Annotated in this window: 20 protein-coding genes and 1 pseudogene; 11 read left to right on the forward strand and 10 right to left on the reverse strand. The window is 69.4% G+C overall.

All coding sequences use genetic code 11. The features are described from left to right. Positions 1–419 precede the first annotated feature (419 nt). Both ACFU8W_RS23675 and ACFU8W_RS23680 read right to left on the reverse strand, forming a co-directional pair. Positions 420–932 carry a hypothetical protein gene (locus ACFU8W_RS23675; RefSeq protein ID WP_384040502.1) on the reverse strand — a complete coding sequence of 171 codons (513 nt, stop codon included), beginning with the start codon at positions 930–932 and terminating at the stop codon, positions 420–422. Positions 933–1,357: 425 nt separating this feature from the next. Continuing rightward, positions 1,358–1,630: a YrhB domain-containing protein gene (locus ACFU8W_RS23680; protein ID WP_384040504.1), complete on the reverse strand. Its 273-nt coding sequence runs from the start codon at positions 1,628–1,630 to the stop codon at positions 1,358–1,360. Between the two features lie 58 nt (positions 1,631–1,688). On the opposite strand from ACFU8W_RS23680, the pseudogene ACFU8W_RS23685 reads away from it, so the two are divergent. After that, positions 1,689–2,261 (forward strand): annotated as a pseudogene (locus tag ACFU8W_RS23685) (transposase family protein); the annotation flags it as partial. Positions 2,262–2,363: 102 nt separating this feature from the next. Here ACFU8W_RS23685 and ACFU8W_RS23690 read toward each other — a convergent pair. From ACFU8W_RS23690 to ACFU8W_RS23700, 3 genes are all read right to left on the reverse strand, one after another. After that, complete coding sequence (locus tag ACFU8W_RS23690) at positions 2,364–2,876, reverse strand: SMI1/KNR4 family protein (RefSeq protein ID WP_384040753.1); 513 nt, start codon at positions 2,874–2,876, stop codon at positions 2,364–2,366. Positions 2,877–3,503: 627 nt separating this feature from the next. Further along, entirely contained in the window at positions 3,504–5,393 is a 1,890-nt protein-coding gene (locus ACFU8W_RS23695) for a hypothetical protein (protein ID WP_384040507.1), read from the reverse strand. Then, a complete protein-coding gene (locus ACFU8W_RS23700; protein WP_384040510.1) occupies positions 5,378–6,157 on the reverse strand; it encodes an ABC transporter ATP-binding protein in 780 nt (259 codons plus the stop codon). The genes ACFU8W_RS23695 and ACFU8W_RS23700 overlap by 16 nt, the downstream gene beginning before the upstream one ends. Before the next feature lie 118 nt (positions 6,158–6,275). Between ACFU8W_RS23700 and ACFU8W_RS23705 the strand changes: the two genes are divergently transcribed. Further along, the gene (locus ACFU8W_RS23705; protein WP_384040513.1) at positions 6,276–6,854 is read left to right on the forward strand and encodes a TetR/AcrR family transcriptional regulator; all 579 of its coding nucleotides are present in this window, start codon (positions 6,276–6,278) and stop codon (positions 6,852–6,854) included. Positions 6,855–6,876: 22 nt separating this feature from the next. Here ACFU8W_RS23705 and ACFU8W_RS23710 read toward each other — a convergent pair whose 3' ends face one another. After that, positions 6,877–7,860: a helix-turn-helix transcriptional regulator gene (locus tag ACFU8W_RS23710; protein ID WP_384040516.1), complete on the reverse strand. Its 984-nt coding sequence runs from the start codon at positions 7,858–7,860 to the stop codon at positions 6,877–6,879. A gap of 113 nt (positions 7,861–7,973) precedes the next feature. On the opposite strand from ACFU8W_RS23710, the gene ACFU8W_RS23715 reads away from it, so the two are divergent. The 4 genes from ACFU8W_RS23715 to ACFU8W_RS23730 all read left to right on the forward strand — a co-directional run bounded on the left by ACFU8W_RS23715 (position 7,974) and on the right by ACFU8W_RS23730 (position 13,157). Continuing rightward, positions 7,974–8,786, forward strand: a complete 813-nt coding sequence (locus tag ACFU8W_RS23715) for an ABC transporter ATP-binding protein (protein ID WP_358856774.1) — start codon at positions 7,974–7,976, stop codon at positions 8,784–8,786. Then, positions 8,786–11,311: an FtsX-like permease family protein gene (locus tag ACFU8W_RS23720; protein WP_384040521.1), complete on the forward strand. Its 2,526-nt coding sequence runs from the start codon at positions 8,786–8,788 to the stop codon at positions 11,309–11,311. The genes ACFU8W_RS23715 and ACFU8W_RS23720 overlap by 1 nt, the downstream gene beginning before the upstream one ends. A 264-nt stretch (positions 11,312–11,575) precedes the next feature. After that, positions 11,576–12,676 carry an NADH:flavin oxidoreductase/NADH oxidase gene (locus tag ACFU8W_RS23725; protein ID WP_384040524.1) on the forward strand — a complete coding sequence of 367 codons (1,101 nt, stop codon included), beginning with the start codon at positions 11,576–11,578 and terminating at the stop codon, positions 12,674–12,676. A 271-nt stretch (positions 12,677–12,947) separates the two neighbouring features. Continuing rightward, positions 12,948–13,157, forward strand: a complete 210-nt coding sequence (locus tag ACFU8W_RS23730; RefSeq protein ID WP_384040527.1) for a hypothetical protein — start codon at positions 12,948–12,950, stop codon at positions 13,155–13,157. A 50-nt stretch (positions 13,158–13,207) separates the two neighbouring features. On the opposite strand, the gene ACFU8W_RS23735 is transcribed toward ACFU8W_RS23730, so the two are convergent. Genes ACFU8W_RS23735 through ACFU8W_RS23745 form a run of 3 tightly spaced genes read right to left on the reverse strand, consistent with a single transcriptional unit; the run spans position 13,208 to position 17,624 of the window. After that, the gene (locus tag ACFU8W_RS23735) at positions 13,208–14,125 is read right to left on the reverse strand and encodes a MaoC/PaaZ C-terminal domain-containing protein (RefSeq protein WP_384040530.1); all 918 of its coding nucleotides are present in this window, start codon (positions 14,123–14,125) and stop codon (positions 13,208–13,210) included. Next, entirely contained in the window at positions 14,122–15,462 is a 1,341-nt protein-coding gene (gene hisD / locus ACFU8W_RS23740; RefSeq protein WP_384040533.1) for a histidinol dehydrogenase, read from the reverse strand. Before hisD ends, ACFU8W_RS23735 begins: the two co-directional genes overlap by 4 nt. Before the next feature lie 11 nt (positions 15,463–15,473). Beyond that, the gene (locus ACFU8W_RS23745; protein ID WP_384040536.1) at positions 15,474–17,624 is read right to left on the reverse strand and encodes an acetate--CoA ligase family protein; all 2,151 of its coding nucleotides are present in this window, start codon (positions 17,622–17,624) and stop codon (positions 15,474–15,476) included. 204 nt (positions 17,625–17,828) lie between these two features. Between ACFU8W_RS23745 and ACFU8W_RS23750 the strand changes: the two genes are divergently transcribed. From ACFU8W_RS23750 to ACFU8W_RS23770, 5 genes are all read left to right on the forward strand, one after another. After that, positions 17,829–18,341 (forward strand): hypothetical protein, encoded by a 513-nt coding sequence (locus tag ACFU8W_RS23750; protein ID WP_384040538.1) that lies wholly within the window; start codon positions 17,829–17,831, stop codon positions 18,339–18,341. Between the two features lie 2 nt (positions 18,342–18,343). Next, on the forward strand, positions 18,344–20,113 hold the full coding sequence (locus ACFU8W_RS23755; protein WP_384040541.1) for an ABC transporter permease subunit: 1,770 nt from the start codon (positions 18,344–18,346) through the stop codon (positions 20,111–20,113). Between the two features lie 20 nt (positions 20,114–20,133). Further along, entirely contained in the window at positions 20,134–21,315 is a 1,182-nt protein-coding gene (locus ACFU8W_RS23760; protein WP_384040543.1) for an ABC transporter ATP-binding protein, read from the forward strand. Continuing rightward, complete coding sequence (locus ACFU8W_RS23765) at positions 21,312–22,439, forward strand: extracellular solute-binding protein (protein ID WP_384040546.1); 1,128 nt, start codon at positions 21,312–21,314, stop codon at positions 22,437–22,439. Before ACFU8W_RS23760 ends, ACFU8W_RS23765 begins: the two co-directional genes overlap by 4 nt. Before the next feature lie 94 nt (positions 22,440–22,533). Continuing rightward, on the forward strand, positions 22,534–23,547 hold the full coding sequence (locus ACFU8W_RS23770; RefSeq protein WP_384040549.1) for a LacI family DNA-binding transcriptional regulator: 1,014 nt from the start codon (positions 22,534–22,536) through the stop codon (positions 23,545–23,547). Between the two features lie 628 nt (positions 23,548–24,175). Here the strand turns inward: ACFU8W_RS23770 and ACFU8W_RS23775 are convergent. Beyond that, a complete protein-coding gene (locus ACFU8W_RS23775) occupies positions 24,176–24,424 on the reverse strand; it encodes a hypothetical protein (RefSeq protein ID WP_384040552.1) in 249 nt (82 codons plus the stop codon). Positions 24,425–24,508: the final 84 nt, after the last annotated feature.

Here is a 24,508-nt window from a genome sequence, read left to right on the forward strand (position 1 = left end):
CTCGGGGAGGCGTGCGGGGTGCCCGCCCGGGCGTACGGGCCGGTCCCGCGGCCCAGCCTGCCCCCGTCCGGGGCAGGCGAGCCTGCGCGGTGACCTTCGGGCTTCTCAGGTGCGCAGGCGCGCCCGAGAAGCCCCTGGCTGGCTCCGACCGACGCCACCCATGCACGAGACAGTCGTGCTCAGGAGGCGTCCAGATCCACGCCGGCGAGCTCAGGCATCGCCCGCAGAAAATCAGAGACACTGCGGAGTTCATCCAGCCGCTGCAGGTCGACGCGTCCGCAGCGGGCTGCCACCGCCCGATGCTGCTTCAGCCCCACCGGCTGCCAATTGCCGGTCGGTCTGAGACGGCGCCCACCCGCGGCAACAAGCGAAGAGAGCCGCAAGTGCGGCTCTCTTCGATGTTGCGTTGAAGGACAGGATCACGGGTCAAGGTTGCCGAACTCGTGCGTCAGGACTTCAGTCGCATTCGGCGGCGTCCCCGGGGCCTGTTGGACGTGCAGCACAACGTTCACGAAGTTCAGCCCGGTCTGGCGCACCGTCCAGTTGCCATTGGGGCATGCGGTGCGCGGGTTCGGAGGGGGCGGCGGAGGGAGCGCCACGCTGAAGGTGATCTGGCCGTTGCGAGGGTTGGGGAACCTGCTGATCGGGCCAACCACTTCGTTCTCAACCACCGGCTGACCAGGCGCGACGTTGCCACCCTTGTTGACGCACTCGAAGGTGGCCGTCACTGAGTCCGCCGTCAGGAAGACAAAGGTGGTGGTGCTGCCCAGTCCGGCCACCTTGCCGCTGCAAATCACGCCAACGTTGTTTTTGTTGCTGGTGTCGCACCCAAGACTGCCGACAAAGTGCGCGCTATCGGCGATGGCTGACGGGATGCCGACCCCGAGGGCCAGCATCGTCGCGAGCGCGGTGAAAGTACGCCGCATTCGCATGTACGCCTCCTTGACAAGGGGGGTGAGGTAGACGAGCGGCGTGTGCGCGCTCCGCCACGAACGATCTCCCTCCGGGGGCGGTCGTACCAGCGACGCGGTCGTAGCATCCATCCAAATGGCTGCTACACGTGACTGAAACGGTCTACGACGGTGCTAGGGCGCGTCTCAAAACTCACGAATCCTCGCCCCGCTAACGCCGCCCGTCCGTACGGTCCGCCTCTATTCATCTCCCGAACGAGTCGCGGGTTCAAAGAAGATGCTGCTGGAAATAGGCGGCGGCCTCCCTGCCCACACGGACGCAGACTGCGCTACCGGCCGACGCACCGTGTCGGGATCGCGTGCGCAGCTCCAACGCCCGCGTAGCGAATATCCCCGACGGCTAAGGGCTGTCCCGTAACTGTGGTTGCGGACGGCCCACGGCCTCGTCAGGTGCTCGGGTTCTTCCACAGATGTCGCTCGTCCAGGGTTCCGAACCGCACGTCTCCGCGTTCAAGGCCTACGAGGATGGGCCAGCAGTCCAACAGCTGCTGTCTCACGTCCCGCGAGGCCAAGTACTGCACGGAGTTATAGGGCACGATCAGGAGCCCGTTGCTCTCACGGACCCGCTCTGCGTCGATGGCAAGTGGCGGTTCGTCATCGCGCTGGCTGCGCGCGAGAAACGCCACCGCGAGCTGCAGAGCTTCGTCCTGCTCCATCATCCGTCTCCAGTCCGTCGGCTCGACGAAGGCACCCTGACCGGCCTGAGGTGATCTCCGCGTGGCTGGTGTGGTCACGACGTCGGAGCCGTCATGGACAGCCCCGTTCACCGGGCTGAGCCCGCGTGCCTTCAGGAAGCTGGTGACGGTTCTGCGGCGCGAGGGTGCGGACGCGGTCCGCAAGGGCCGACCGTGGAGCCTTCCTCTGGAGGACCGGGCACTGCTGGTCGCGGCGTACTGGCGCACGAACCTGACCATGCGACAGCTTGCCCCGCTGTTCGGGGTCTCGAAGTCGGCGGCGGACCGCGTCATCGACCACCTTGGGCCGATGCTCGCGCTCCAGCCCCGTAAGCGGTTCGCCAAGGACACCGTGCTCATCGTGGACGGCACCTTGGTCCCCACCCGGGATCACGCCATCGCCGAGCGGTCGAAGAACTACCAGTACTCCACCAATCACCAGGTCGTCATCGACGCCGACACCCGCCTGGTCGTCTTGGTCGGCCGGCGGCTCGCCGGGAACCGCAACGACTACAAGGCATGGGAGGAGTCCGGAGCCAAGGCCGCCGTCGGCAAGACCCTCACGATCGCCGACGGTGGCTACCCCGGCACCGGACTCGTCATCCCGCACCGCCGCTGCACCCCATCCCCCCCAGCAACAGCAGCACCAGTCCCAAGCGGTACAAGTATCCAGCCGGCGACTCTCAGTCCGCGACCCACGCTTTGCTGCTGCAGCAGCTCACGTCCCTTCGACCGAGCGGGCCGGCAGGAATGTCGGATCAAGGCCGTACTGCGCGATCCCGAAAGGTTTGAAATTCCCATCCGAAAGAACCCGGTAGAGGAATTCGGACGTCGACATTTCGAACTTGCACCACTCGCCGCCGTCATCTCGCGCAAGGATGGGATATTCACCGGGTCGCCGCGCGTCAATAAGCCAGCAGTATTCATCGGCCCATTCCGTCGACGCCCACGTGACAACACCAATGCCGCCCGGCGCATATACCGGGTACGAGCCACCGGCTCCTTCTACCGACATAGCCAACCGCCATTGGTCGAGAAAATCGAATGAGACCCCCTCCGTGTCCCCGAGAAAGGATACGGAGTCACAGAACGTACCTCCACCGAAAACTTCACACAGCTCTTTGAAGTCCGCCGGCAGAGGAGCCTGCAACTCCCCCTCGACCCTCGCCCAATCGACGGAGTGAACCGACGACTCCCAGCCAGTGAACTCGACTAGGTGCTGCACCCGCATAGAGAAACCTTCCAAGAGGAAGGGTGCGGGCAAATCTCGCAAGTGAAATTTGCCCGCACCCTATGACAACCTGCTGGCTACACCGGGTCACGGCTCGAGGCCAGACGGGGTGCCGCGAGAGCCGCGCGCCCGTCGAGCGGGGGCGGACGCTGGCTGCTCCTGGACAACCACCTTGCCCCGACCCCGTCGCGTACTTCCAGCCCCTCGTTGGACATCGTGGCTGCGACCGTCGTCCGGGGCCGTCAACCGGAACGATGGGCGTCGTTGGCGCGCGAGCGGTGTCATGGACTCCATCGGCGGGGGCTCATCTGACCATCAGATGTGGCCGCACACACAAGGCCGCGCCGCCAGCCGGAGGAGGCCGAGCCGCGTCCACCTCCGACGGCTCCTCCAAGTGCCCATTCCAGCGCCCGCGCCTCGTCGGCGAGACGCCGGGCGAGAGGCTCGTTGCGGAGTCCGTGGCCGGTGACGACGGCGATGATCATGTATCGCAGGGACTGACCCGCGGGCCCCTCCGCTCCAGCTCGGGTCCCGCCTGTCTCGCACCCGACCGCGGGCCGGTGGGAACTGCTCCAGAAGCCCTACCAGCGCGTAGAGAAGACGAGGACGGGCGTACCGGTGGATCGTTCAGCGCCGGTGCCGTGATCGCGCCAGGTGGTACAGGCCGGTGCCGAGGCTGGTGATCAGGAGGGCGAGGCCGAGGGCGATCATGGCGGTGATCGCCGGCCGGCGCAGGGCCGGCGGCAGGTACAGGGCCAGGAACCAGGAGCGGTGGGCATGCCCCGTGGCCAGCATGACCGCGGGCACGACGCCCTGGGCGACCAGAGGGACCCAGCACAGCGTCATGCCGACGACGACGTAGATCCGCTGCCCGACGGGCGCCGTGTCGAGGCCGAGCCGGGCCAGGACCGGGGCGGGCCGGCGCAGGGCAGGCAGGCCCGCGGGCACGAGGGGCGGCGGCGCGGCCCGGACGCGCCGCCGGCGAGCCGGAGGCGTACCCGTGCGGAAGTGCTGGAGCAGCTCCGGAGCCGTGCGCCGGAGCCGGATGACGGCGACGCGTCCCAGCAGCCACGTCAGCAGGGCGCCGCTCACCGGCCCGGCCACCGGTCCGGCCCAGGCCGGGCCGAACCGTACGGCGAGCAGGGCGGGGGCCGCGGTCGCCGCGGTCAGGAGCAGCATCAGCAGGACCTGCGTGAAGTCGGTGCCGTTCTCCAGCAGGCCGCCGGTCCGGCGGTGCGGGTCGCGTAGCGGGACGGGGCGCAGCACCGACACCAGTACGGTCACGCCCGCCGCGCCGCCGAGCAGCGCGGGGACGAAGGTGACGAGCCACAGCCACGGCGCGGACCCCCCGGACAGCGCGGCCGGAACGAGCGTGAGGAGGACCGTCGGGGGCGCGGTGACCAGGAGCCAGCCGAGCTGACGGCCCCGTACGTCGTGCCGGGCGGCGCCCGGGATCATGATCTTGCCCCAGAGTTCGGTGCCGTCCTCGCCGTAGAGGTTCGCGGAGACGGCCGACATCCACAGTGCGAAGACCAGGCCGGTCCACGGTAGGAAGTCCGTACTGCCCGCGGCCAGCGGGAGCAGGCAGAACACGAGGGCGTATCCGAGGGCGAAGCAGACGAAGTGGAAGCGCTGCAGATCGCGGGTGCAGGTGCGCAGTTCACGGGCGGCGACGGCGGTGACGGGGCCGCGGGCCCACCGGCCGAGGGTCGCGGTCGCAGCACGTCCGCCCGAGGGGCGCGTGGTGACCTGGCGCTGTGTCAGGTGGGCCCAGCCGTACGCGCAGGCCGCGGTGAGCAGGGCCAGGCCGGCCAGGGCCGCGAGCATGCCGGGCCGGTCGCCGCGTCCGGCGGCCTCGACGGCGGACAGCCCCCAGCCGGAGGGCAGGCCGCGCAGCCATGCGGCGGCGGGGCGGGGCAGGCCGTCGTCCAGGGCCGCGCGCACGAGGGGGTCGAGGATCCAGCCCGAGTGCAGCGCGGCCAGGATCGCCGAGCTGGTGAAGGCGGCGAGCGCGGCGCCCGTACGGGACCGCGCGACCTTCCCGAGCACCGCGGTGACCAGGCGTGAGCACAGGACGGTGAAGGCGAGTTGGAGCACCGTGGCCGGGGCGGCGACGGCGACGGCGGCCGGGCCGAGGTGTACGGCGACGACCACGAGGCCGCTCAGCGCGATCAGGGTCACGGCCGGTGCGACGCCGACGAAGGCGGCCGCCGCCAGACCGGTCGCCAGGGCGCGCGGGCGCAGCGCGTGGAGTGCGAAGTGCTCGGGGCGCAGGGTCGTGTCGCCGCCGCCGAAGAGGACGGGGCCGAGCAGCCAGCCCGCCGTCCACACGGCCAGCGCGGCGCCGAGCAGGTCGACCCGCTGCGCGGCGTGCGGGTAGCCGCGGCCGGCGAGGAACAGTACGGCGGCGGCGAGCGCGAGACCGGCCGCGCCGCCGACGATCATCCGGGCGGCCGTGGCGCGGGTGAGGGAGTTGCGCTGGACGGCCAGTTTCATCCGGATCAGGACGCCAACCATGCCAGCCCCTCCACACCCCGAGCCCCGGGCGAGCGGCCGGCGACCAGGCTTGCGAACCGCTCCTCCAGGCTCAGTCCGGCCCGAACCTCGTCCAGCGGCCCGGCCGCCACGACCCGTCCGGCGTCGACCACGGCGAGGTGGTCGCACAACTGCTCCACCACGGCCATCACATGGCTGGACAGGACCACGCTGCCGCCGGCGCGGACGAACCGCCGGAGGATCTCCTTCACGGTCGCCGCGGCGACCGGATCGACCGCCTCCAGCGGCTCGTCGAGAACCAGCAGACGCGGCGCGTGCAGCAGCGCGGCGGCAAGGCCGATCTTCTTGCGCATGCCGGTGGAGTACTCCGCCACCAGGGTGCGCCCGGCCGCGTCGAGGCCCAGGGTCCGCAGCAGTTCGTCCGCGCGGCGGTCGGCCTCAGCGCGGGCCATGCCGCGCAACAGCCCGGTGAAACACAGCACTTCACGCCCGGTCAGCCGCTCCGGCAGGGCCAGGCCGTCGGGCAGGACACCGACGAGCCCCTTCGCCCTGGAGGCGTCCGCCCACACGTCCGTACCGAAGATCTCGGCCCGGCCCGCGTCGGGGCGCAGCAGGCCCACCGCCATGGACAGGATCGTGGTCTTGCCCGCGCCGTTGGGGCCGACCAGGCCGAAGAACGACCCGCTCGGCACGGTCAGGTCGATGCCGTCGACGGCGCGGTGGGTGCCGAACTTCTTGGCCAGGCCGGTGAGCTGCAGCGCCGGAGCGGCTGTGCGCGGTCCCATGTTCCCCCTCGGGCACGTACTGAACGGCACGTGCCGTGCCGTTAGTGAGATGGGGGGATCATGCTGAAGGCGGGGGCAGCTGTCAATACGGCACGTGCCGTACCGATATCGTGAGGCGATGACCGACAGACGCAGCAGCCGCGGAGCGGGCCGCACCGAGGAGATCATGCGGGCCACGCTCGAACTGGGCGAGGAACTCGGCTACGCCCGGCTCAGCATCGAGGCGGTCGCCGCCCGCGCCGGCGCCGGCAAGCACACCATCTACCGCCGCTGGACCTCCAAGGGCGCGCTGTTCCTGGACTCCCTGCTGTCGCTGAACGAACCCGGCCTCGACTACCCGGACACCGGTGACGTCATCGCCGATCTGCGCCGCCAGATCCACACGGCCGTCGACCTCCTGAGCCGCCCGCCGATGGGCCCCCTGTACGTGGCCCTGCTGGTGGAGGCGCAGCACGACCCCCAGGTCGCCGACGCGCTCGACGAGCGTTTCATCGCCCCCCAGGCCGAGAAGACGATCGCGCGGCTGGAACGCGCCCGGGAGCAGGGCCAGTTGGCGCCGGACTTCGACCTGGACCTCGCCATGGCGATCCTGTCCGGCCCGCTGTACTTCCAGCACCTGATAGCCCGGCGGCCCCTGACCCACGACTGGGTCGACCGGCTCATCGACACCCTCTTCGCGGGAATGGGACCGCGCTAGGCCCTGTCCGGCAGTTCCCTTCTCAGATCCAGCCCCGCTCCTTGGCGAGAAGCCCCGCCTGGAAGCGGTTGGCCGCGCCGAGCCGCAGCATGATGTCGGCCACGTAGCGGCGGAACGTCCTCAGGGAGACGCCCAGTTCGCGGGCCGCCGCCTCGTCCTTGTCCGCGTGGGTCAGCGCGTCCAGGACACGGTGCTCCAGAGCGGACAGGACCGGCGCCCGTACCGCGAGGTCGTCCTCAGCGGGAAGCTTGTGGCTGGTGTCCCAGACCTGCTCGAACCAGGCCACGGTGTTGGCCACCACGCCCGGCTGGCGGACGACGAGCGTCGACTCGTAGTGGTCGTCCGGGTCGACGGGGACCATCGCGACGCCGCGGTCCCAGATCGCCAGCCGCCGGATCGCCTGCTCGGTGCGGCGCACCTCCCCGCCCAGCGTCTCCAGTTCCCGCAGATAGGCCAGGGTCGCGGGGTCGGCGAGCGCCTTCGGCGTGGCGACCGTACGCCAGTGGATGCCTCGGCGGAGCATCCTCAGGTCCGAGGCGCGGGCCTCGTCGATGCTGTGGGGGCGCCAGGGCGACGGGAGCAGCGACATGTGCTCGCGGAAGGTGAAGAAGGCCAGGTCGGTGAGGCGTTCGCGGATCGCCTCGGGTCCGTCAACCCGTTCGATGTCGTCGCTCGGGGAGCGGGCCGCGCCCTGCTTGTGGTCGTCGATGAGCGTGGCGATCACGGCCCGGGTGGCGAGCACCTCGCCGGTGGCGGACTTGAGTTCCCCCAGGCGCTGTTCCACCAGCCACTCCACGGCGACCGCCGGATCGGAGACCAGCACTGTGTGCCGCTCGGAGAGCCGGATCAGGCTCCGCTCCTGTAACGCGTCCAGCCCCTCGTCGACGGTGTCGCGGTCCCAGCCGAGGGCGCCTCCGGCGGACTCGGCCCCGCGCTCGGGATGGCGCAGGAAGTAGCGGTAGAGCCGCAGGTGTTCGTCGGACACCCCGACCGATGTCAGGCTCATGTTCTGTTTTCCCCCCGGAGCCGGTCCCCCTGGCCTGCCCGTTGGCAGCATGGTGACAGTGGCCGCCCTTTCTGACCGTAGCGCAGTGATCAGCGGCACAACAGGCTGAACGCATGCCCTGGATCTTCTCTTCGGCGGGCCGCACGACGGCGCCCGCATCCTCAGCCCTTTCGGACGGCTCCCGCTCCGGGGAGCCCGCCCCCGCGGTCCGGCTCGACGCCGTGAGCAAGGTGTACGGACGCGGCGAGAGCGCGGTGCACGCGCTGCGCGGCCTCGATCTCGCCATCCCCCGGGGGAGTTTCACCGCCGTGATGGGGCCCTCCGGCTCCGGCAAGTCGACCTTCCTGCACTGCGCCGCCGGCCTCGACCGGCCCAGCGGGGGCACCGTCTCCCTCGGCGGCCAGGAGCTGACGGCCCTCGACGAGACCGCGCTGACCCGGATGCGCCGGGACCGCGTCGGCTTCGTCTTCCAGGCCTACAACCTGATGCCGTCGCTGACGGTCGAACAGAACATCACCCTCCCGCTGCGCCTCGCCGGGCGCCGGGCCGACCCGGACTGGCTGGCACGGATCACCGACCAGGTGGGGCTCACCGGACGCGGCGGGCGCAGGCCCGCCGAACTCTCCGGCGGCCAGCAGCAGCGGGTGGCCCTCGCCCGCGCGCTGGTCACCCGGCCCGAGGTCGTCTTCGGCGACGAGCCGACCGGTGCGCTGGACACCATGACCGCCAAGGAGGTGCTCGGGCTGCTGCGCCGGACCGTGGACGACCTCGGCCAGACCGTCGTGATGGTCACGCACGACCCGATGGCCGCGTCGTACGCGGACGCGGTGCTGTTCCTCGCGGACGGGCGGATCGTCGACCGGATGGCCGCGCCGACCGCGGAGCGGGTCGCCGACCGCATGAGCCGCCTCGGAGCGTGGGCGTGATGCTGACTCTCGCGCTGAGTACGCTGCGGGCCCGCAAGGGCGCCTTCGCCGGCGCCTTCGTGGCCCTGCTGTTCGCCGCCGCCCTCGTCACCGCGTGCGGGACCCTGCTGGACACGGGGCTGCGCGGGACGATCCCCACGGAGCGGTACGCGGGAACTCCCGTGCTGGTCACGGCCGATCAGGAACTGCACTGGACGAAGGTCAAGAAGGGCAAGTCCAAGGAGAAGTCCAAGCCGCTGACCGAGCGGGCCTGGGCGAAGGCGGACCCCGCCCTGGTCAAGAGGCTCGCGGCCGTGCCCGGTGTGCGCGCGGTCGTCCCTGAACTCACCTTTCCCGCCTATGTGTTGACGGACAAGGGCCCGCTCGCCGAGGGGGCGTCGTGGGGCCACGCCTGGGAGTCGGCGCGGCTCACGCCGTTCGCGTTGCGCGACGGTCGGGCGCCGACCGGGGCGGACGAGATCGTGGCTGACGCCGGCAGTGGGCTGCGCACCGGTGCGAAGGTGACCGTGCAGTCGACCGGCGCACCCGCCGTGTACGAGGTCGTCGGCATCGCCGCACCGGCCGGCCGTGACGCCCTGGCCCGCCAGTCGACGCTGTTCTTCAGCACGGAGCAGGCGCGGCGCCTGGCCGGACACCCGGGGCAGGTCTCCGCGCTCGGCCTGCTCACGGTCCCCGGCGCCACGGTGAGCGACGTACGCGCCCGGGCTCTCGAGGCGGTGTCCGGCACGCCCTCGCTGGAGGTGCGGTCGGGGGACGACCGCGGGCCCGTCGAGTTCATCGACGCCGGCAAGGCGCGGGTCAGCCTGATCAGTCTGGGCGGTGCGATGGGCGGTACGTCGCTGCTCGTCGCCCTGCTGGTGGTGGCCGGGACCTTCGCACTGTCGATCCAGCAGCGGGCCCGGGAACTGGCCCTGCTGCGTGCGGTCGGCGCGACGCCGCGCCAGCTGCGGCGCATGGTGGGGCGCGAGGCACTGGTCGTGGGGCTGCTGGCCGGGCCGCCCGGGGCGGTCGCGGGGCTGTTCCTGGCCCGCTGGATGCACGGGCGGTTCGTGGCCGTGGGGGCGCTGCCGGACACCCTGGAGCTCACCGTGAGCGCGTTCCCGCCCGTCGCCGCGGTCCTCGCGACGCTGCTCGCCGCGTGGGGTGCGGCGCGGGTGTCCGCCCGCGGGCCGGCCCGGATGCGCCCTACGGAGGGGCTCGCCGCGGCGGCGCTCGGCTCGGAGCGGCCGCACGCCGGCCGGGTCGTCGCGGGTGTCCTGGCCGCCGTCGGGTACGTCGTCCTGGTCGTGGTCCTGTCCGGGCTGAAGACCGACGCGGCGGCCACCCCGGTCACGTTCCTGTCGGTGATCGTCGCGGCCACGGCGATCGCGCTGCTCGGCCCGTCGCTCGCCCGGTCCGCGACCTGGGTGACGGGCGGGATCGCACAGCGGATCTCCCCGGCCTCCGGATTCCTCGCCGCACGGAACACCCGTGCCGGCGCCCGGCGTGTCGCGGCCGTGGTCACCCCGTTGAGCCTGGCCGTGGCGATGGCCTCGACGATCCTGTTCGCGCAGACGACGTCGAGTCACTCGGCGGGCGAGCAGGCCGCGTCCGGCACGCGCGCCCCCTACATCCTCACCGCCTCGGAGCCCGGTGTCCCGACCGTGGCCGCACAGGCCGTGCGCAAGCGGGTGCCGGGAACGACGGTGACGGAGGTCGTCCGCACCACGGTGCGGATCGGGCAGGACAAGTTCCACGCCCAGGGCGTGAGTTCACCGGGTCTGGCCCGGACCCTCGACCCGGAGGTCACCGCGGGCACGCTCGCCGCAATGGGCGACGGAACGGTGGCGCTCAGCGACTTGGCGGCCCGTACCCGGCACGCGCAGGTCGGCGACCACATCACCCTCACACTCGGCGACGGAGTCAAGAAGGACCTCGAGGTGTCCGCCGTCTACGAACGCGGGCTGGGCTTCGGCGATCTGCTGCTCCCGCACCGGTTGGTGGCGGCGCATGTCGACCAGCCGCTCTCCTCGTCGGTCCTGGTGGCCGGGGCGCCGAGCCGGTCGGCGCTCACCACCGCGCTGCGCCCCTTCCCCACGGTCCACGTCCTGGACCGCACCGCCGTGGCAGCGGCACGCCGCACCCAGGAAGGCGCGCAGGCCCAGGTCAACTACATCGCGATGGGACTCGTGATCGCCTTCACAGCGATCGCCGTGGTCAACACCCTCGTGATGTCGACGTCCGCCCGGCGCCGCGAGCTCGCTCTCCTGCGCATGATCGGCACGACCGGCCGCCAACTGCGCGCGATGCTCCGCTGGGAGACGCTCACGGTCACCCTGCTCGCGATCGCTCTGGGAGCGGCGGTGGCCTGCGCGACCCTGACCGCGTACAGCCTGGCCATGACCGGCGCCGCGACACCGTACGCACCACTCGTGCCGTGTCTTGCCGTCATCGCGACAGCCGTGCTCCTGGCCTTCGTCTCGACGGCCCTGCCGGCCCGTGCCGCGCAACGAAGCGGGGCGGGGACGCCGACCGAGGTGGAGTGAGCGCGCGATCGGCGGCGGACCGGCCGTCCGCGCACCAGGTTCGGCTCCGGGTCGGGAGCGTTATGACGGAAGGCGTCGCGGCCCTCGGCGGCCAGGCGCTCACGTCGCGCTCCACCGCCTGGCCGCCGATCCATGCCGTGCGCCACTATCCCGCTGGAACAAATAATGAGCGCGTGCAATTATTAAGAGTGCGTCGCACAGCCGACGCCGGTTGATCACAGCCCTCCACAGGCCCGTCCCCGGCCACGCACAAGGAGTTCCGCCTTGACCTCTCTCTTCACCCCCTTCACTCTCAGGTCGGTGACCACCCCGAACCGCATCTGGATGGCAGCGATGTGCCAGTACAGCGCGGCACCGGAGGGTGACGCAGTCGGCGCCCCGACGGACTGGCATTTCGCGCACCTGGCTACCCGAGCCGCCGGCGGTACCGGTCTGATCATCACCGAGGCCACGGCCGTCAGCCCCGAGGGACGGATCAGCCCCTACGACCTCGGCATCTGGAACGACACACAGGTCGCCGCCTTCCAGCGCATCACCGCGTTCCTCAAGACGCAGGGCACCGTCCCCGGCATCCAGCTCTCCCACGCCGGACGCAAGGCCTCCACCGAGCGCACCTGGGTCGACCGCGGACGCCAGATCACCCCCGGCGAGCCGTACGGCTGGACGCCGGCCGGCCCCAGCGCGGTCTCCTTCGACGAGTCCTCGACCGTCCCCAGGGAACTGACCACCTCCGACATCCGAGAGATCATCCAGCAGTTCGCCGACGCCGCCGAACGCGCCCTGGCCGCCGGATTCGAGGTCGCCGAGATCCACGGCGCCCACGGCTACCTGATCCACCAGTTCCTCTCCCCCCACAGCAACCACCGCACCGACGAATACGGCGGCTCCTTCGAAGGCCGGACCCGGTTCGCCCTCGAGGTCGTCGAGGCGGTCCGCACCGTGTGGCCCGAGAACCTGCCGGTCTTCTTCCGCATCTCCGCCACCGACTGGCTCACCGAGAACCCCGAAGACGACCGCGAAGGCTGGACCGCCGACGACACCGTCCGCTTCGCCAAGGAACTCCAGGCCCGGGGCGTCGACCTCATGGACATCTCCACCGGCGGCAACGCCCCCGACGCGAAGATCGAGACCGGCCCCCACTACCAGGTGCCCTTCGCCGAGCGGGTCCGCAACGAGACCGGCATGCCCGTGGCAGCCGTCGGCATGATCACCGACCCGGCGCAGGCCCAGGACGTCATCGCCTCCGGCCAGGCGGACGCCGTCCTCCTCGGACGTGAGCTCCTGCGCAACCCGTACTGGGCACGCCACGCCGCCGCCGAGCTCGACGGCGAGGTCCCCTCCCCTGTCCAGTACCACCGCGCATGACGTCAGGTTGCCTCTCTGACGATGCCGCGCTCATCCCAGCCAAATCGCTGATGCGGAATCGGCGGTCCACCGTTGACGGTCCCGGGTGAACTCCTGAAGACAAAGTCATCATTTGAACTCATACAACGCCCCGGCCGCCCCTGACTGACGACGAGACCGGGGCGCTGCCTTTTCAGAGGCGGCACAGAGAACGAAGTGGTGCGATCGAGATGGTTCTGGCCGTCATCTTCGCCATCCTGGCTGCGGGCAGCAATGCCCTGCGCGTCGGCGCATGAACGGATACGACCTTCCACCCAAGGTCCTGGCCGCCATCGAGAGTGGCGGCTGGCGTCGGTTCCAGGTCGAGACCGACCATGGCGTCGTCCTGATGTCGACCGGTGGGGCCGTGCGTTCGAGGTGGCCGACGGAGACGAGGGTCTTCGTGACTTTCGACGACGGCGCGCTGATGCTCTTCGATCCGGAGCTCGGGTCCCGGATCTGATCCGGCGCTTCGGGTGGCGGCACGGACAGCCCACCCGAAGCGCCTCGGTCTCAGGACACCACGACGACGGTCTCAGCGACGCAGACCGGCTTGCCGCCGGCATCCGACTCCACGGTGATCCGGGTGCGGATCCGGCTGCCGCGCGGGGTGTGCTCCACGCCGATCAGCTCGACGGTTCCACGGACGCGTCCTCCCACCCGGAGCGGGGCCGGGAAGCGCACCTTCTCGGTGCCGTAGTTGATGGTGACCTTCACGTCCTCGACGACATAGGCCTCCCACAGCATGGCCGAGACCAGCGACAGGGTGAGGAAGCCGTGCGCGATGGTCGAGCCGTAGGGCCCGGACGCCGCGCGGGCCGGGTCGACGTGGATCCACTGCTCGTCCTCAGTCGCCGCGGCAAACTGGTTGACCCGTTCCTGGTCGATCGTGTGCCACGCGCTCACTCCGATCACCTCGCCCTTGGCCGCCTCGAGATCGGCCACCGTCGCGAAGGCGCGAGGAGCGTGAGCCGCGACGGCCTCGTCCTGCGGGGTGGCGGGCCCGAGCCGATCGCGCACGGCGGCGGCGATAGTAGGGGGCACGGCCACGGGCCGGCGACTGTGGCGGTCCGCGTACACGTGGACGAAGCGGCCCTCGCCGGCGAGCTCGTCGCCGACGAAGAGCGCGAACTCGTAGGGCACGCTGGAGTTGCCGGGACCGGCGCTGCGGATGCCGACGGTCACGACCTCGGGAAAGCGGATCTCGCGGTGGAACCTGCACGACGACTCCACCACCATGCCGATGGCGTCGAGCAGCCGCACGTCGGTCTCCGCGACCTCGAGCAGCCAGCCTCCGATCGCGGTGTCGACGAAGGCATAGTAGAGCGCGTTGTTGGTGTGGTCGTAGGTGTCGTGGTCGTCCCAGCGGGTGGGGACGTTGCGGCGCACGGGGTAGTCCGCCAGGGTCGGCGGGACGCGTGTGCTGCTCATGCTCGAACTCCGTTTCCGAGAGCGGATACGTCGAAGATTCCCGCTGCCCAGGGCAGGTCCGCGCCGCCGTAGCGGGCGGCCCTCAGGTCACCCGATCGGGCGTGGCCCTCGAAGCGCTCGACCCGCGCGGCCCGGCCGCACAGCTCGCCGAGCTTCGCGCTCGAGGACAGGTCCCTGATCTCCTGGTAGGTGACGGTCTTGATGAACTTCCCGACCCACAGGCCGCCGGTGTAGCGAGCCGCGCCGCGGGTCGGCAGCGTGTGGTTGGTGCCGATCACCTTGTCGCCGTACGAGACGCAGGTCTCCTCGCCGAGGAAGAGGGCGCCGTAGTCACGCATGGCCTCGAGGGCCCGGCGTGGCTCGCGGGTGAAGATCTGCACGTGCTCGGAGGCGAACTCGTCGGCCAGCCGGTAGGCCTCGTCCAGGTCGTCGACCAGGATCACCTGTCCGTGGTCGGCCCAGGCCGGAGCGGCGAAGTCGCGCGTCGGCAGATCCACCAGGATCGCCTCCACCAGCCGGATCGCCTCACGGCCGATCTCCTCGTCGGTCGTGATCAGAATGGCCGGCGAGTCCGGGCCGTGCTCGGCCTGTGACACCAGGTCGACCGCGATGGTGGCCGGCGTCGCGGTCTCGTCGGCCACGATGAGCACCTCGGTGGGGCCGGCGAAGAGATCGATGCCGACCTCGCCGAAGAGCTGACGCTTCGCCTCGGCGACGTAGGCGTTGCCGGGGCCGGCGATCAGATCCACCTTGGGGATCGACTCGGTGCCGACAGCCATCGCCGCGATCGCCTGAACACCCCCGACGATGTGGATCTCGTCGGCGCCGGCCAGATGCATGGCGGCCACGGTAGCCGCCGGGATCTGCCCGTCGATCGGAGGAGTGCAGGCGATGACGCGTTCGACGCCCGCGACCTTGGCGGTCAGCGTCGTCATGTGCGCCGAGGCGAGCAGCGGGTAGCGACCGCCCGGGATGTAGGTGCCGACCGCCCGGATCGGGAGGTTCTTCTGGCCGAGGAAGACGCCCGGCATGGTCTCGACCTCGAACTCGCGCAGCGATTCCAGCTGCAGCTCGGCGAAGTTGCGGACACTGGCCTGCACTTGGGCGATGTCGTCCAGCACCTGCTGAGGGAGCGACGAGACGATGCTCTCGATCTCGTCGACGGACAGGCGATAGGACGGACGGTCCCACTTGTCGAAGAGCGCCGAGTAACGCCGCACGGCGTCATCGCCGTTGGTGCGCACGTCCTCGATGATCTCCTCGACCTTGGTGCGCACCTCGGCCGGTGGCTTCCGGTCTCCTGGGGCGTTCGCGGGTGCCTTCAGCTGCTTCTGCACGTGCCTTCCTTTCAGTCGTCCGCCGCCGCCGTCGGAGCACCGGCAGCGATGATGAGCGAGTCGACGATCGACGTGCGACCCGAGGTGGTCTCCACCAGAACGGGGTTCAGATCCATCGCGGCGAGCCGGGCATGGTGGTCGTGCACCAGCCACGAGACATTCACGAGAAGCTCGGCCAGCGCGTCGAGATCGGTCGCGGGCTGCAGTCGGCGGTAGCCGGCCAGCAGCTTGCCGCCGATGGTCGAGGCGATCAGGCTCTTCGCCTGGTCGGCGTCGATGGGCGCGGCGGCGGTCGCGACGTCGTCGTAGAGCTCGACCAGCGCGCCGCCGCTGCCGACCGTGACGATCCCGCCGAGGGCGCGATCGCCGATCGCGCCGACCGCGATCTCGGTGGCCTCGGTGACCTGTGGCTGCACCTCGAAGCCGTCGATGACGGCCGCGGGGATCGCGGCGGCCACGTTGGCACGGATCTGCTCGATCGCGGCACGCACGCCGTCCTCGTCGTCGACACCGACAACGACCGCGCCGGCGTCGGCCCGGTGCGGAACGTCGCGCGAGAGCACCTTCACGACCACGGGGTACCGCATCCCGTGAAGGGCGCCGACGTCGTCGTGGTCACGCAGGATCGCGGACCGGATGCCCTTCAGCCCGTAGGCGGACAGGAGTCCGGCGGCCGCGTCCGCGGAGATCGGACCGGGGGCGTCGAAGAGCTTGGCCAACCGCTCGAGTTCGTCCGGTGCCGGCAGATGGGCGGGCCGCTCGGGCTCGGTCGGCCAGGGCGCGTGGTTCATGGTCAGCGCCTCGACGGCGATGGCCGTGTTCCGGTAGCCGCGCATCAGCGGGATGCCCGGCCCGAGATCCGCTCGGAACGCCTCCGAGGTGGAGACCGTCGAGCTGGTTGTCCCGAACACCGGGAAGCCGGTCGCGGCGAGCTCCTTCATCGCCTCGCGTGGCGGGCTCGAGTACTCGAACTCGATCGGTTCGACCTGCGCCTGGCCCTCGATGACGACGGCGACCGCACCCACGAACGGGTCCTGGCTGAGTATCTGCAGCGCCTGCGCATAGTGGTCGTCGGGAGCGGAGGGGCTGCCGCCGGCGTCGAGGGGATTGTTGACGTCCAGGCCGGGGAAGACCGCTTCGAGCTTCGCGCGCGTCTCGGCGCTGTAGGTCGCGAGCGGTATCTCCTGGCGCTGCGCGATGTCGGCGATGAGCGCCGCCTGGCCGCCGGAGTCGGTCACGAAGACGAGATCCTTGCGCTTCGGCCGGGGCACCGACCTGCGGGTCAGCACCGAAAGCGCCGAAGCGAGTTCGTCGTAGTCGCGCGCCATCGGCACGTCGTACTTGCTGAACAGGTTGGCGTAGAACTCGTCACGGCTCACGATCGCCTCGGTGTGCGCCGCCGCGAGCCTCGACCCCGAGGCCGTGCGCCCGACCTTCATCACGACGACCGGCTTGTCGGCCTCGCGAAGGCGCTTCAGTGCGGCGATGAACATCGGCACGTCGCGGATCGACTCGAGTACGAGACCGACGGCGTTCGTGTCGGGATCGCCGGCGAGCCAGTCCATGTAGTCCGGAGTGGTCAGCCCGTACTCGTTGCCGGTCGTGATCACCTTCGAGTAGCCGGTGCCCTCGGCGGCGCGCATCGAGAACGATGCCGACCCCGACTGCGTGATCAGCGCCGCGGTGCCCGCCGGGTCCTCGGTCAGCATCCCGTCGTAGAACCAGAGCGGAAGGTCGGCCGTGAGGTTCAGGACGCCCATGTTGTTCGGGCCGTGGAAGACTATGTCGGCCTCACGCAGGAAGGCGCGGAGCTCGGCCTTCTGGGTCGTCGAGAAGCCCGCCGAGGGGACCACGGCGACCGGGCAGCCGATCGCGTCCAGCTCGAGCAGCGCATCGAGAACTCCCGACGCCGGGATCGACACGAGTGCGACGTCCGGACGCTCCGGAAGCTCCGCCGCGCTGCGGTAGGTGGGCACCCCCTGGATCGGCGCGGTCGCCTTCGGATGGACGATCGACAGCTTGTCCTTGTGCCCGTGCCGGACGAGGTTCGTGACCGCGTTGTTGCCGTCTGACACGCGGGTGGCCGACGCTCCGAGCACGACGATGCGCTTCGGGTCGAACAAGGCCGAGATCTGTGACCGGTAGCGGTCGGGTCCGGACAACGGCTCCTCCTGAGGTCGAAACCGCCGGGCGAGTGCCGGCTCGGATGGGCCCTAAGAATACGTATGTATCTGCGACTTGCAAGGTTACTTGCGCGGTCACTTGCAAGGTTTTCAGGAGGCTCTGACCATTGACAGCATACGTATGCAGTCCTAGCGTCAGGACTCGCTCAAGGACATCAATTCGCGATGAATTGGAGGAGAGTCATGACTACGGCACGCCTGGTTCCGCTCGAGGAGCTCCCGTCACTGGTGGGGGAGGTCTTCACCATCGACTCGTTCCGGATCACCGAGGACGAGGTCAACACCTTCGAGGACGTGACCGGGGTTTCGTACTCGTACCGGATCCACGCCAACGACTACCCGGACGGCATGATCGAGGGCTTCCACTCGCTTGCCCTGGTCGACCACCTCAGCGTGAGCCTGGTCCGTCCGGATCCGAAGACCACCTTCGTCTTCAACTACGGCGCCAACCGGCTACGTTTCCCCAGCGGCCTGACAACCAAGGACAAGCTCAGCTACCGGCTCGAGGTGCTCGACGTCGTTCCCAGGGGCGACGGCTACCTGCTCACCTATGACAGCTCCATCACCGCCCACGGCGCCGACCGGCCCGGCATGCGGGTTGAGTGGCTCACCGCCGCGTATCCGCTGACCGCCGGCACCGAGCTTCGGTCCGAGGAGACGGTGCGCCCGACGCCGTTCCAGCCGAAGGTGCGCTGACCGTGACCGCGGAACCCCTGCCCACGCTGCCGGCCCGCCGGCAGGTGGTGGCACGCCCGCCGGCAGGCGTCGCCGTCGTCGCTACGCTGCGCCGGCACCTCGGCCTCACCATCACGCTGGTGATGCTGGCCGTGTTCTTCGGGTGGCCGCTGGTCGACATCGCCCTGCGCAGTGTCACCACGACCGGCATGCCGACCTTCGACCCCAGCAAGTTCACCTGGCAGAACTACCAGGTCGTTTTCACCAGCAGCGGGCTCCGCAAGGTCATGCTCAACACGGTGATCGTGGCCGGCGCCTCGGCGTTGGTGGTCCTGGTGCTCGCCTTCCCGGCCGCCTACCTGATCTCGAGAGTGAGCAAGCGGACGGCGGCCCTGTTGTACGCGCTCTTCTTCGTCCCGTTCTTCATCTCGATCCTGATCCGGCTGTTCGCTTTCACGCAGATCCTCAGCACGAACGGTCCGATCAACCAGGCCTTCGGCGCGATCGGCCTTGGCCCGTACCACTTGCTCTTCAACAGGTTCGCGACCACGCTCGGCATGGTCTCCTACCTCCTGCCCTATGCCGTGCTCGTGATGTACGCCGGCATGGCCTCGGTCGACCCCTCACTCACCACCGCGGCGAAAGTGTCCGGTGCCTCCAACTGGCAGGCTTTCAGGCGCGTTTACCTGCCGCAGGTGCGCTCGTCGGTCATCGGTGCGGTACTGCTGACCTTCGTCATGGGGCTCGGCTTCTTCCTCACCCCGGCCATCCTCGGCGGCGTCGACAGCACCACCGTCTCCAGCTACATCTCCGCCCAGGTGCAGAACTTCCAGTGGGGAGTGGCGAGTGCGGTCGGGATCGTGCTCCTCGTGGCCACGGTCGTGCTCTTCGTCGCCGCCATCCGGATCTCGGGTCTGACCACTCTGGTCGCCGGATTCGGCACGGGCAAGGGCACCAGCCGACAGGAGCGACTGCGCTTCTCCCCGCTGAGCGTCGGCCTGTGGATCGTCACCGTGATCGGGCTGATCGTCCTGATCGTCCCGGCGCTCTTCGTCTTCCCGATCGCCGTACAGCAGAGCAACTTCATCGTCTGGCCGCCGAGCGGGTTCAGTTTCCACTGGTACGCCCAGGCGCTCGAGGACCCGCAGTGGAGCAGCGCGATCTTCAAGAGCTTCCGGGTCGGCCTGGTGTCGATGGCCCTGGCGGTCGTCCTCGGATTCCTCGCCGCCCGCGCGCTGCTGAAGATGCGGAGGCAGTCGGCTCGCAGTGCCTTCTCCGCGCTCGTCTACGCGCCGATGGTGGTGCCGATCATCCTGCTGGCCGTCGGATCGTACGGGCCGATGCAGCGTACGGGTCTGCTCGGCACCGACTTCGGGCTCGCCGCCTCACAGGCCATGCTGGCGCTGCCGTTCACGGCCACCACCTTCCTGGCCTCCCTCGGGGGACTCGACCGCCGGGTCGAGCAGGCCTCCTGGACTCTCGGCGCCTCGGCGGCCATCACCACGCGCCGGGTGATCGTGCCGCTGATCCTGCCGAGCGTGATCGGTGCGGCCCTGCTCGGCTTCGTCAACTCCTGGGACGAGCCGGTGATCGCTCTCTTCCAGTCACAGGGACCGGACTCGACCTTGCCCGTGCTGATCTTCTCCTTCGTCAAGTCCGGACCCGAACCGACCATCGCGGCGGTCGGTTCCGTCCTGATCGTGCTCGTCGTGCTCGCGTACATCGGTCCCGCGCTGCTGCGCCGCCGCGGAAAGAGACCGAACCGCCCAGCCGGACTGAGAGGTGCGCAGTGATGACCCCATCGGAGGCTCCCGTGAAGACAGAGATGCCGGCGCCGAACCCGGGGCCCACTCGCTCAGGCCGGCTCGAACTGTCCGGACTCGCCCACGACTACGGCCTCGGAGTCCGCGCGGTCGACGACGTCGACATCACCATCGAGCCGGGAGAGTTCTTCACCCTGCTCGGCGCGAGCGGCTCGGGGAAGAGCACCATCCTCCAGTTGGTGGCGGGCCTGCTGGACCCCAGCGGCGGCCGGATCCTGCTCGACGGCAAGGACATCACGGGCGTCTCGCCACAACGGCGCGATGTCGGCATGGTCTTCCAGAGCTATGCGCTCTTCCCGCACATGACGGTCAGGCAGAACATCGCCTTTCCCCTCGAGGTGCGCAAGGCCGGGAAGCAGGTCATCGAGGAGCGCGTCGAGGAGATGCTCCGGCTCGTGGAGCTCACCGACCACCGCGACAAGAACGTGGCCCAGCTCAGTGGTGGTCAGCAGCAGCGGGTCGCCATCGCCCGCTCACTCGCCGCGGTTCCGCGTGTGCTGCTTCTCGACGAGCCGCTCGGTGCGCTGGACAAGCGCCTCCGCGAGCAGCTGTCGGCCCAGTTGCGCGAAGTGCAGGAGCGCGCCGGCGTGACGGCCATCTATGTCACCCACGACCAGGTCGAGGCCTTCACGATGAGCGACCGGGTCGCGGTACTCGATCGTGGCAAGCTCATCCAGGTCGGTACCCCCGAGGAGCTGTACCACCAGCCACGCAACAGGTTCGTGGCCGAATTCGTGGGCGACGCGAATGTCGTCGCCGGACGCGTCCGCGCGCTCGGCTCCCAGGTCGCCCATGTGGAGACCGGCGACGGCAGGACACTCGAGGTGCCGACCGATCGCACGTGGGCGAAGGACACGGCCGTCGCGCTGATCGTCCGGCCGGAGAACGTGGTGGTGAGGGCGCCCGGCGACGACAATGCCGGCCGGTTCGTCCGTGGCCGGGTCAGGCGCAATGTCTTCGTCGGCGACTCGACCCGCACGATCGTCGACGCCGATGGCGCGACCTACACCGCCAGGGTTCCCGGGCACGCCGCCCTGAGCCACGTCGGCGACGAGGTCGATCTGTGCTGGCGCGAACACGGCGCCCTTCTCGTCTCGGACGACTCGGCGGACGACCGAGTCTCCCCAGCCCTCTCGCAGGAGCTCGCACAGCCCGAAATGGAGAGACCATGAAGATGAAGCTCAAGCTCGCCGCCGCCGGGCTTGCCGCGGTCGCCTTGGCGCTGACCTCCGCCTGTGGGGGTGGCGGAGGAGGAGGCAAGTTCGCCGGAGACTCGGCGCAGTTCCCGGCCGCCCAGTACCCGAAGAGCGTCTTCGGCAACCTCCACGGTCAGCTGCTCTGGTACGACACCTCGGGCGGCACCATCGGACAGGCCCGAGCAGACTCCTATTTCAAGGACTTCACCGCCCTGACCGGCGTCAAGTCCTCACGCGAGTTCACCGATGGCGAGACGACCAAACTGTTCAACGCGGTGCAGCAGGGTGGCCCGGTTCCGTGGAACATGGGGCAGATCACCAACAGCGACTTCTACATCGCCAAGGCCAAGGGGTGGCTCGAGCCGCTCGACCCCAAGGTGATCCCGATGGGTGACCTCAACCCGGGCCAGGCCGACAAGTACGGCGTCCGCCACGACATCTACGGCACCGTGATGTTCTGGAACACCAAGGCCTTCCCGAAGAACAAGCAACCCAAGGACATCTCGGCCCTGTTGGACACCAAGAACTATCCCGGCAAGCGGTGCTTCCCGCAGACCTTCGAGGGCCTCGCCGAAATCATGCTCCAGGCCGACGGGGTCAAGCCCGCGGATGTCTATCCGCTCGACACCGCGCGCGTCTTCAAGACCCTCGACAAGATCAAGCGCGACACCGTGTGGTGGAACCAGGCGGACGTCGCGACCGCGAACATGCTCAATGGTGAGTGCACCATCGGGATCACCTACGCCGGCCGGGTCTACGGCGCGGTCACGAAGAACCACTACCCCTTGAACGCGAGCTGGAGCGGCTCCTACATCTCGGCGTCGTGGTACGTCGTGCCCAAGGGCGCAACGGATCCCAAGGTCGGGCAGGCGGCCATCTCGATGGTGGTGCGGGACAAGCCGGCCAACCTCAAGTATGTGACGGACACCACCTACCCGGTGGACCTCAAGAAGTTGCCGCTGAGCTCGTATCCGGCGAGCGTGCAGCGATGGCTGGCGATCGGCAAGAATGCGGCGCAGGGCGTCCAGACCGACGGTAACTGGTACGCCCAGCACCCAAGCATCCAGGTGCAGTTCCAGAACTGGCTCGTGAAAGGCTAGACAGCAGCGAATGCTTGGGGCGAGGTCAGAGCTTCCTCACCTCGCCTCCAAGCATGTCAAGACCCACCTCCGCCGGTAGGAGCGAAGTAATTCGATGAACCGTAGACGGCGATCGGCCACCAGCATCGATGTCGCACGGGCCGCGGGCGTCTCACAGTCGACCGTGTCACGTGCCCTTCGTGGCGACCCGAGCGTGTCGGCAGCGACCCGCGAGCGCGTCGAGGAGGCCGCCGCGTCGCTCGGGTATGTGCCGATGGAGAGCGGCCGCAATCTCTCGACCCGGGCGACCAAGCGCGTCGGGATAGTCGCCCCCGACCTGACCAACCAGTTCTATCCGGAGCTGATCGAGCCGATGCGGCGCGCTCTCGACCGCGGCGGATTCCGGACGATCCTGATCCCGGCGACGGACCAGGACGAGCAGGGGCTGCGCAGCCTCGCGAACGGGTCGGTCGACGGCGTGATCTTCATGAACGCCCTGCTCGGCGACCGGCTCCCGAACCTGGTCGCCGCACGCGGCGTTCCCACGGTCCTCGTGAACCGCGAGCTGGACCAGACCTCGCTGGACACTTCCGTCGTCGACAACTACGGCGGTGCGCAGTTGGTCGCTGACCTGATCGTGTCTCTGGGGCACGAGCGCATCGCCGCCATCCTCGGCCCGTCCTCGACGAGTACCTCGCGTGATCGCGAGGCGGGCTTTCGGATGCAGCTCGCCGACCACGGGATCCCGCTGCCGAGCGAGCTCATGTTCCGGGGGTCCTTCTCGCACGAGACCGGAAGTCAGGGGATCGACGCGCTGTTGGCCCTACGGAAGCCGCCGACCGCGATCTTCTGCCTGAACGACGTGGTGGCCATCGGCGCGCTCAGTGCGCTGCACCGACACGGCTACACCCCCGGCAAGGACGTCACGGTGGTGGGCTTCGACGACATCTCGATGGCCTCCTGGGATGTCTTCTCGCTGACTACCGTGCGCTGCGGCCTGGTCACCTTGGCCGAGTCCGCGGTCGAACTACTGGTCCAGCGGATCGCCGACCCGTCGCGCGAGCACACTCGCGTCGTGACGGCGCCCGAGCTCGTCCTCCGCTCGTCCCACGGGCCGCACCATCGCTAGGACCGCCGTCGGACGGCCGTGCTGCCGGGTGTCGGATGCCCGGCAGCACGCGCCGTTCAGTGGTTGGTGACAAAGTCGGTGACGAGGCGGTTGAACTCGTCGGCGTGCTCCAACTGGGGCCCAGTGGCCGCAGCGGTTGATCAGATGCGCCCGCGAGTCCGGGATGTTCGATGCGAGGAAGAGGGTCGACTCGAAGGAGATCACTCGGTCGTCGCGGCCGTGGATCAGAGGCGACGGTGCGGTGATGGTGGGCGTAGAGCGCCGCCCCATCGGCGAGCCGTGAGTTGCCCGGGCTGTTGCACACTGCGCCAGCCACCCGGAAGCTCTGGGGCCGCCGTTTACGTTGCCGCCCTCCGTGACCATGCGGACATGTGCGAAGCCGTGACGGAGGTAGTAGCGCTGGAGCAGTTTGTTCGTCGTCCATACGTCGAGCGGAGCCATGCGGCGCCGGAGCGGTAGGCCCGCTTATCCGCGCAGTCGAGGAGCTGTCCGCCGAGATCCTGGCCGACGTGGGTCCGTACGACGGTGAGCTGGTCAGACGGCTGTTGGGGGCATGCGCGGTTGGCCCCAGTCGGCATGGTTGGTACTCCGCTGCTGTACCGCTCAGGCGCCGGGGGACCTATGGCCCCTACGAGTTCTGCCTGTCTACCTTTCTGATCCGGAGAAGGTGCACGGCCCCGGCAATCCAGCTTGCGAACAGCAGCCCAGAGCCGGACTCAAGCATGGCGACGTAGCGGTCCCCATCCGTGATCAACTCGGCGAGGTAAATCCCCGCGTCGAAGCTTCCCAGCACGAAGAGAACGACCGAGGCACTACCAAGCGATCCCCGTGCCTTGCCGGTTTTTGCTCCCACCTGAACACTCTGCATGCCGCTCATGATGAGTGCGATCAGGCCGCATGGCTATATCCCTACACCGTCGCCCGTTTTCGTGACGACCGGATCGGCGTGCGTGGGTACACG

This window comes from Streptomyces sp. NPDC057565, from assembly GCF_042801455.1.
Lineage (GTDB): Bacteria > Actinomycetota > Actinomycetes > Streptomycetales > Streptomycetaceae > Streptomyces > Streptomyces yanii.

Excerpts from the sequence above, each read along its gene's own strand:
- ACFU8W_RS23680 (WP_384040504.1), bottom strand. The coding sequence starts at position 1,630 with ATGATGGAGCAGGACGAAGCTCTGCAGCTCGCGGTGGCGTTTCTCGCG.
- ACFU8W_RS23705 (WP_384040513.1), top strand. The coding sequence starts at position 6,276 with ATGACCGACAGACGCAGCAGCCGCGGAGCGGGCCGCACCGAGGAGATC.
- ACFU8W_RS23700 (WP_384040510.1), bottom strand. The coding sequence starts at position 6,157 with ATGGGACCGCGCACAGCCGCTCCGGCGCTGCAGCTCACCGGCCTGGCC.
- ACFU8W_RS23730 (WP_384040527.1), top strand. The coding sequence starts at position 12,948 with ATGAACGGATACGACCTTCCACCCAAGGTCCTGGCCGCCATCGAGAGT.
- ACFU8W_RS23710 (WP_384040516.1), bottom strand. The coding sequence starts at position 7,860 with ATGAGCCTGACATCGGTCGGGGTGTCCGACGAACACCTGCGGCTCTAC.
- ACFU8W_RS23775 (WP_384040552.1), bottom strand. The coding sequence starts at position 24,424 with ATGAGCGGCATGCAGAGTGTTCAGGTGGGAGCAAAAACCGGCAAGGCA.
- ACFU8W_RS23695 (WP_384040507.1), bottom strand. The coding sequence starts at position 5,393 with ATGGTTGGCGTCCTGATCCGGATGAAACTGGCCGTCCAGCGCAACTCC.
- ACFU8W_RS23765 (WP_384040546.1), top strand. The coding sequence starts at position 21,312 with ATGAAGATGAAGCTCAAGCTCGCCGCCGCCGGGCTTGCCGCGGTCGCC.
- ACFU8W_RS23735 (WP_384040530.1), bottom strand. The coding sequence starts at position 14,125 with ATGAGCAGCACACGCGTCCCGCCGACCCTGGCGGACTACCCCGTGCGC.
- ACFU8W_RS23690 (WP_384040753.1), bottom strand. The coding sequence starts at position 2,876 with ATGCGGGTGCAGCACCTAGTCGAGTTCACTGGCTGGGAGTCGTCGGTT.
- ACFU8W_RS23720 (WP_384040521.1), top strand. The coding sequence starts at position 8,786 with ATGCTGACTCTCGCGCTGAGTACGCTGCGGGCCCGCAAGGGCGCCTTC.
- ACFU8W_RS23715 (WP_358856774.1), top strand. The coding sequence starts at position 7,974 with ATGCCCTGGATCTTCTCTTCGGCGGGCCGCACGACGGCGCCCGCATCC.
- ACFU8W_RS23675 (WP_384040502.1), bottom strand. The coding sequence starts at position 932 with ATGCGAATGCGGCGTACTTTCACCGCGCTCGCGACGATGCTGGCCCTC.
- ACFU8W_RS23750 (WP_384040538.1), top strand. The coding sequence starts at position 17,829 with ATGACTACGGCACGCCTGGTTCCGCTCGAGGAGCTCCCGTCACTGGTG.
- ACFU8W_RS23770 (WP_384040549.1), top strand. The coding sequence starts at position 22,534 with ATGAACCGTAGACGGCGATCGGCCACCAGCATCGATGTCGCACGGGCC.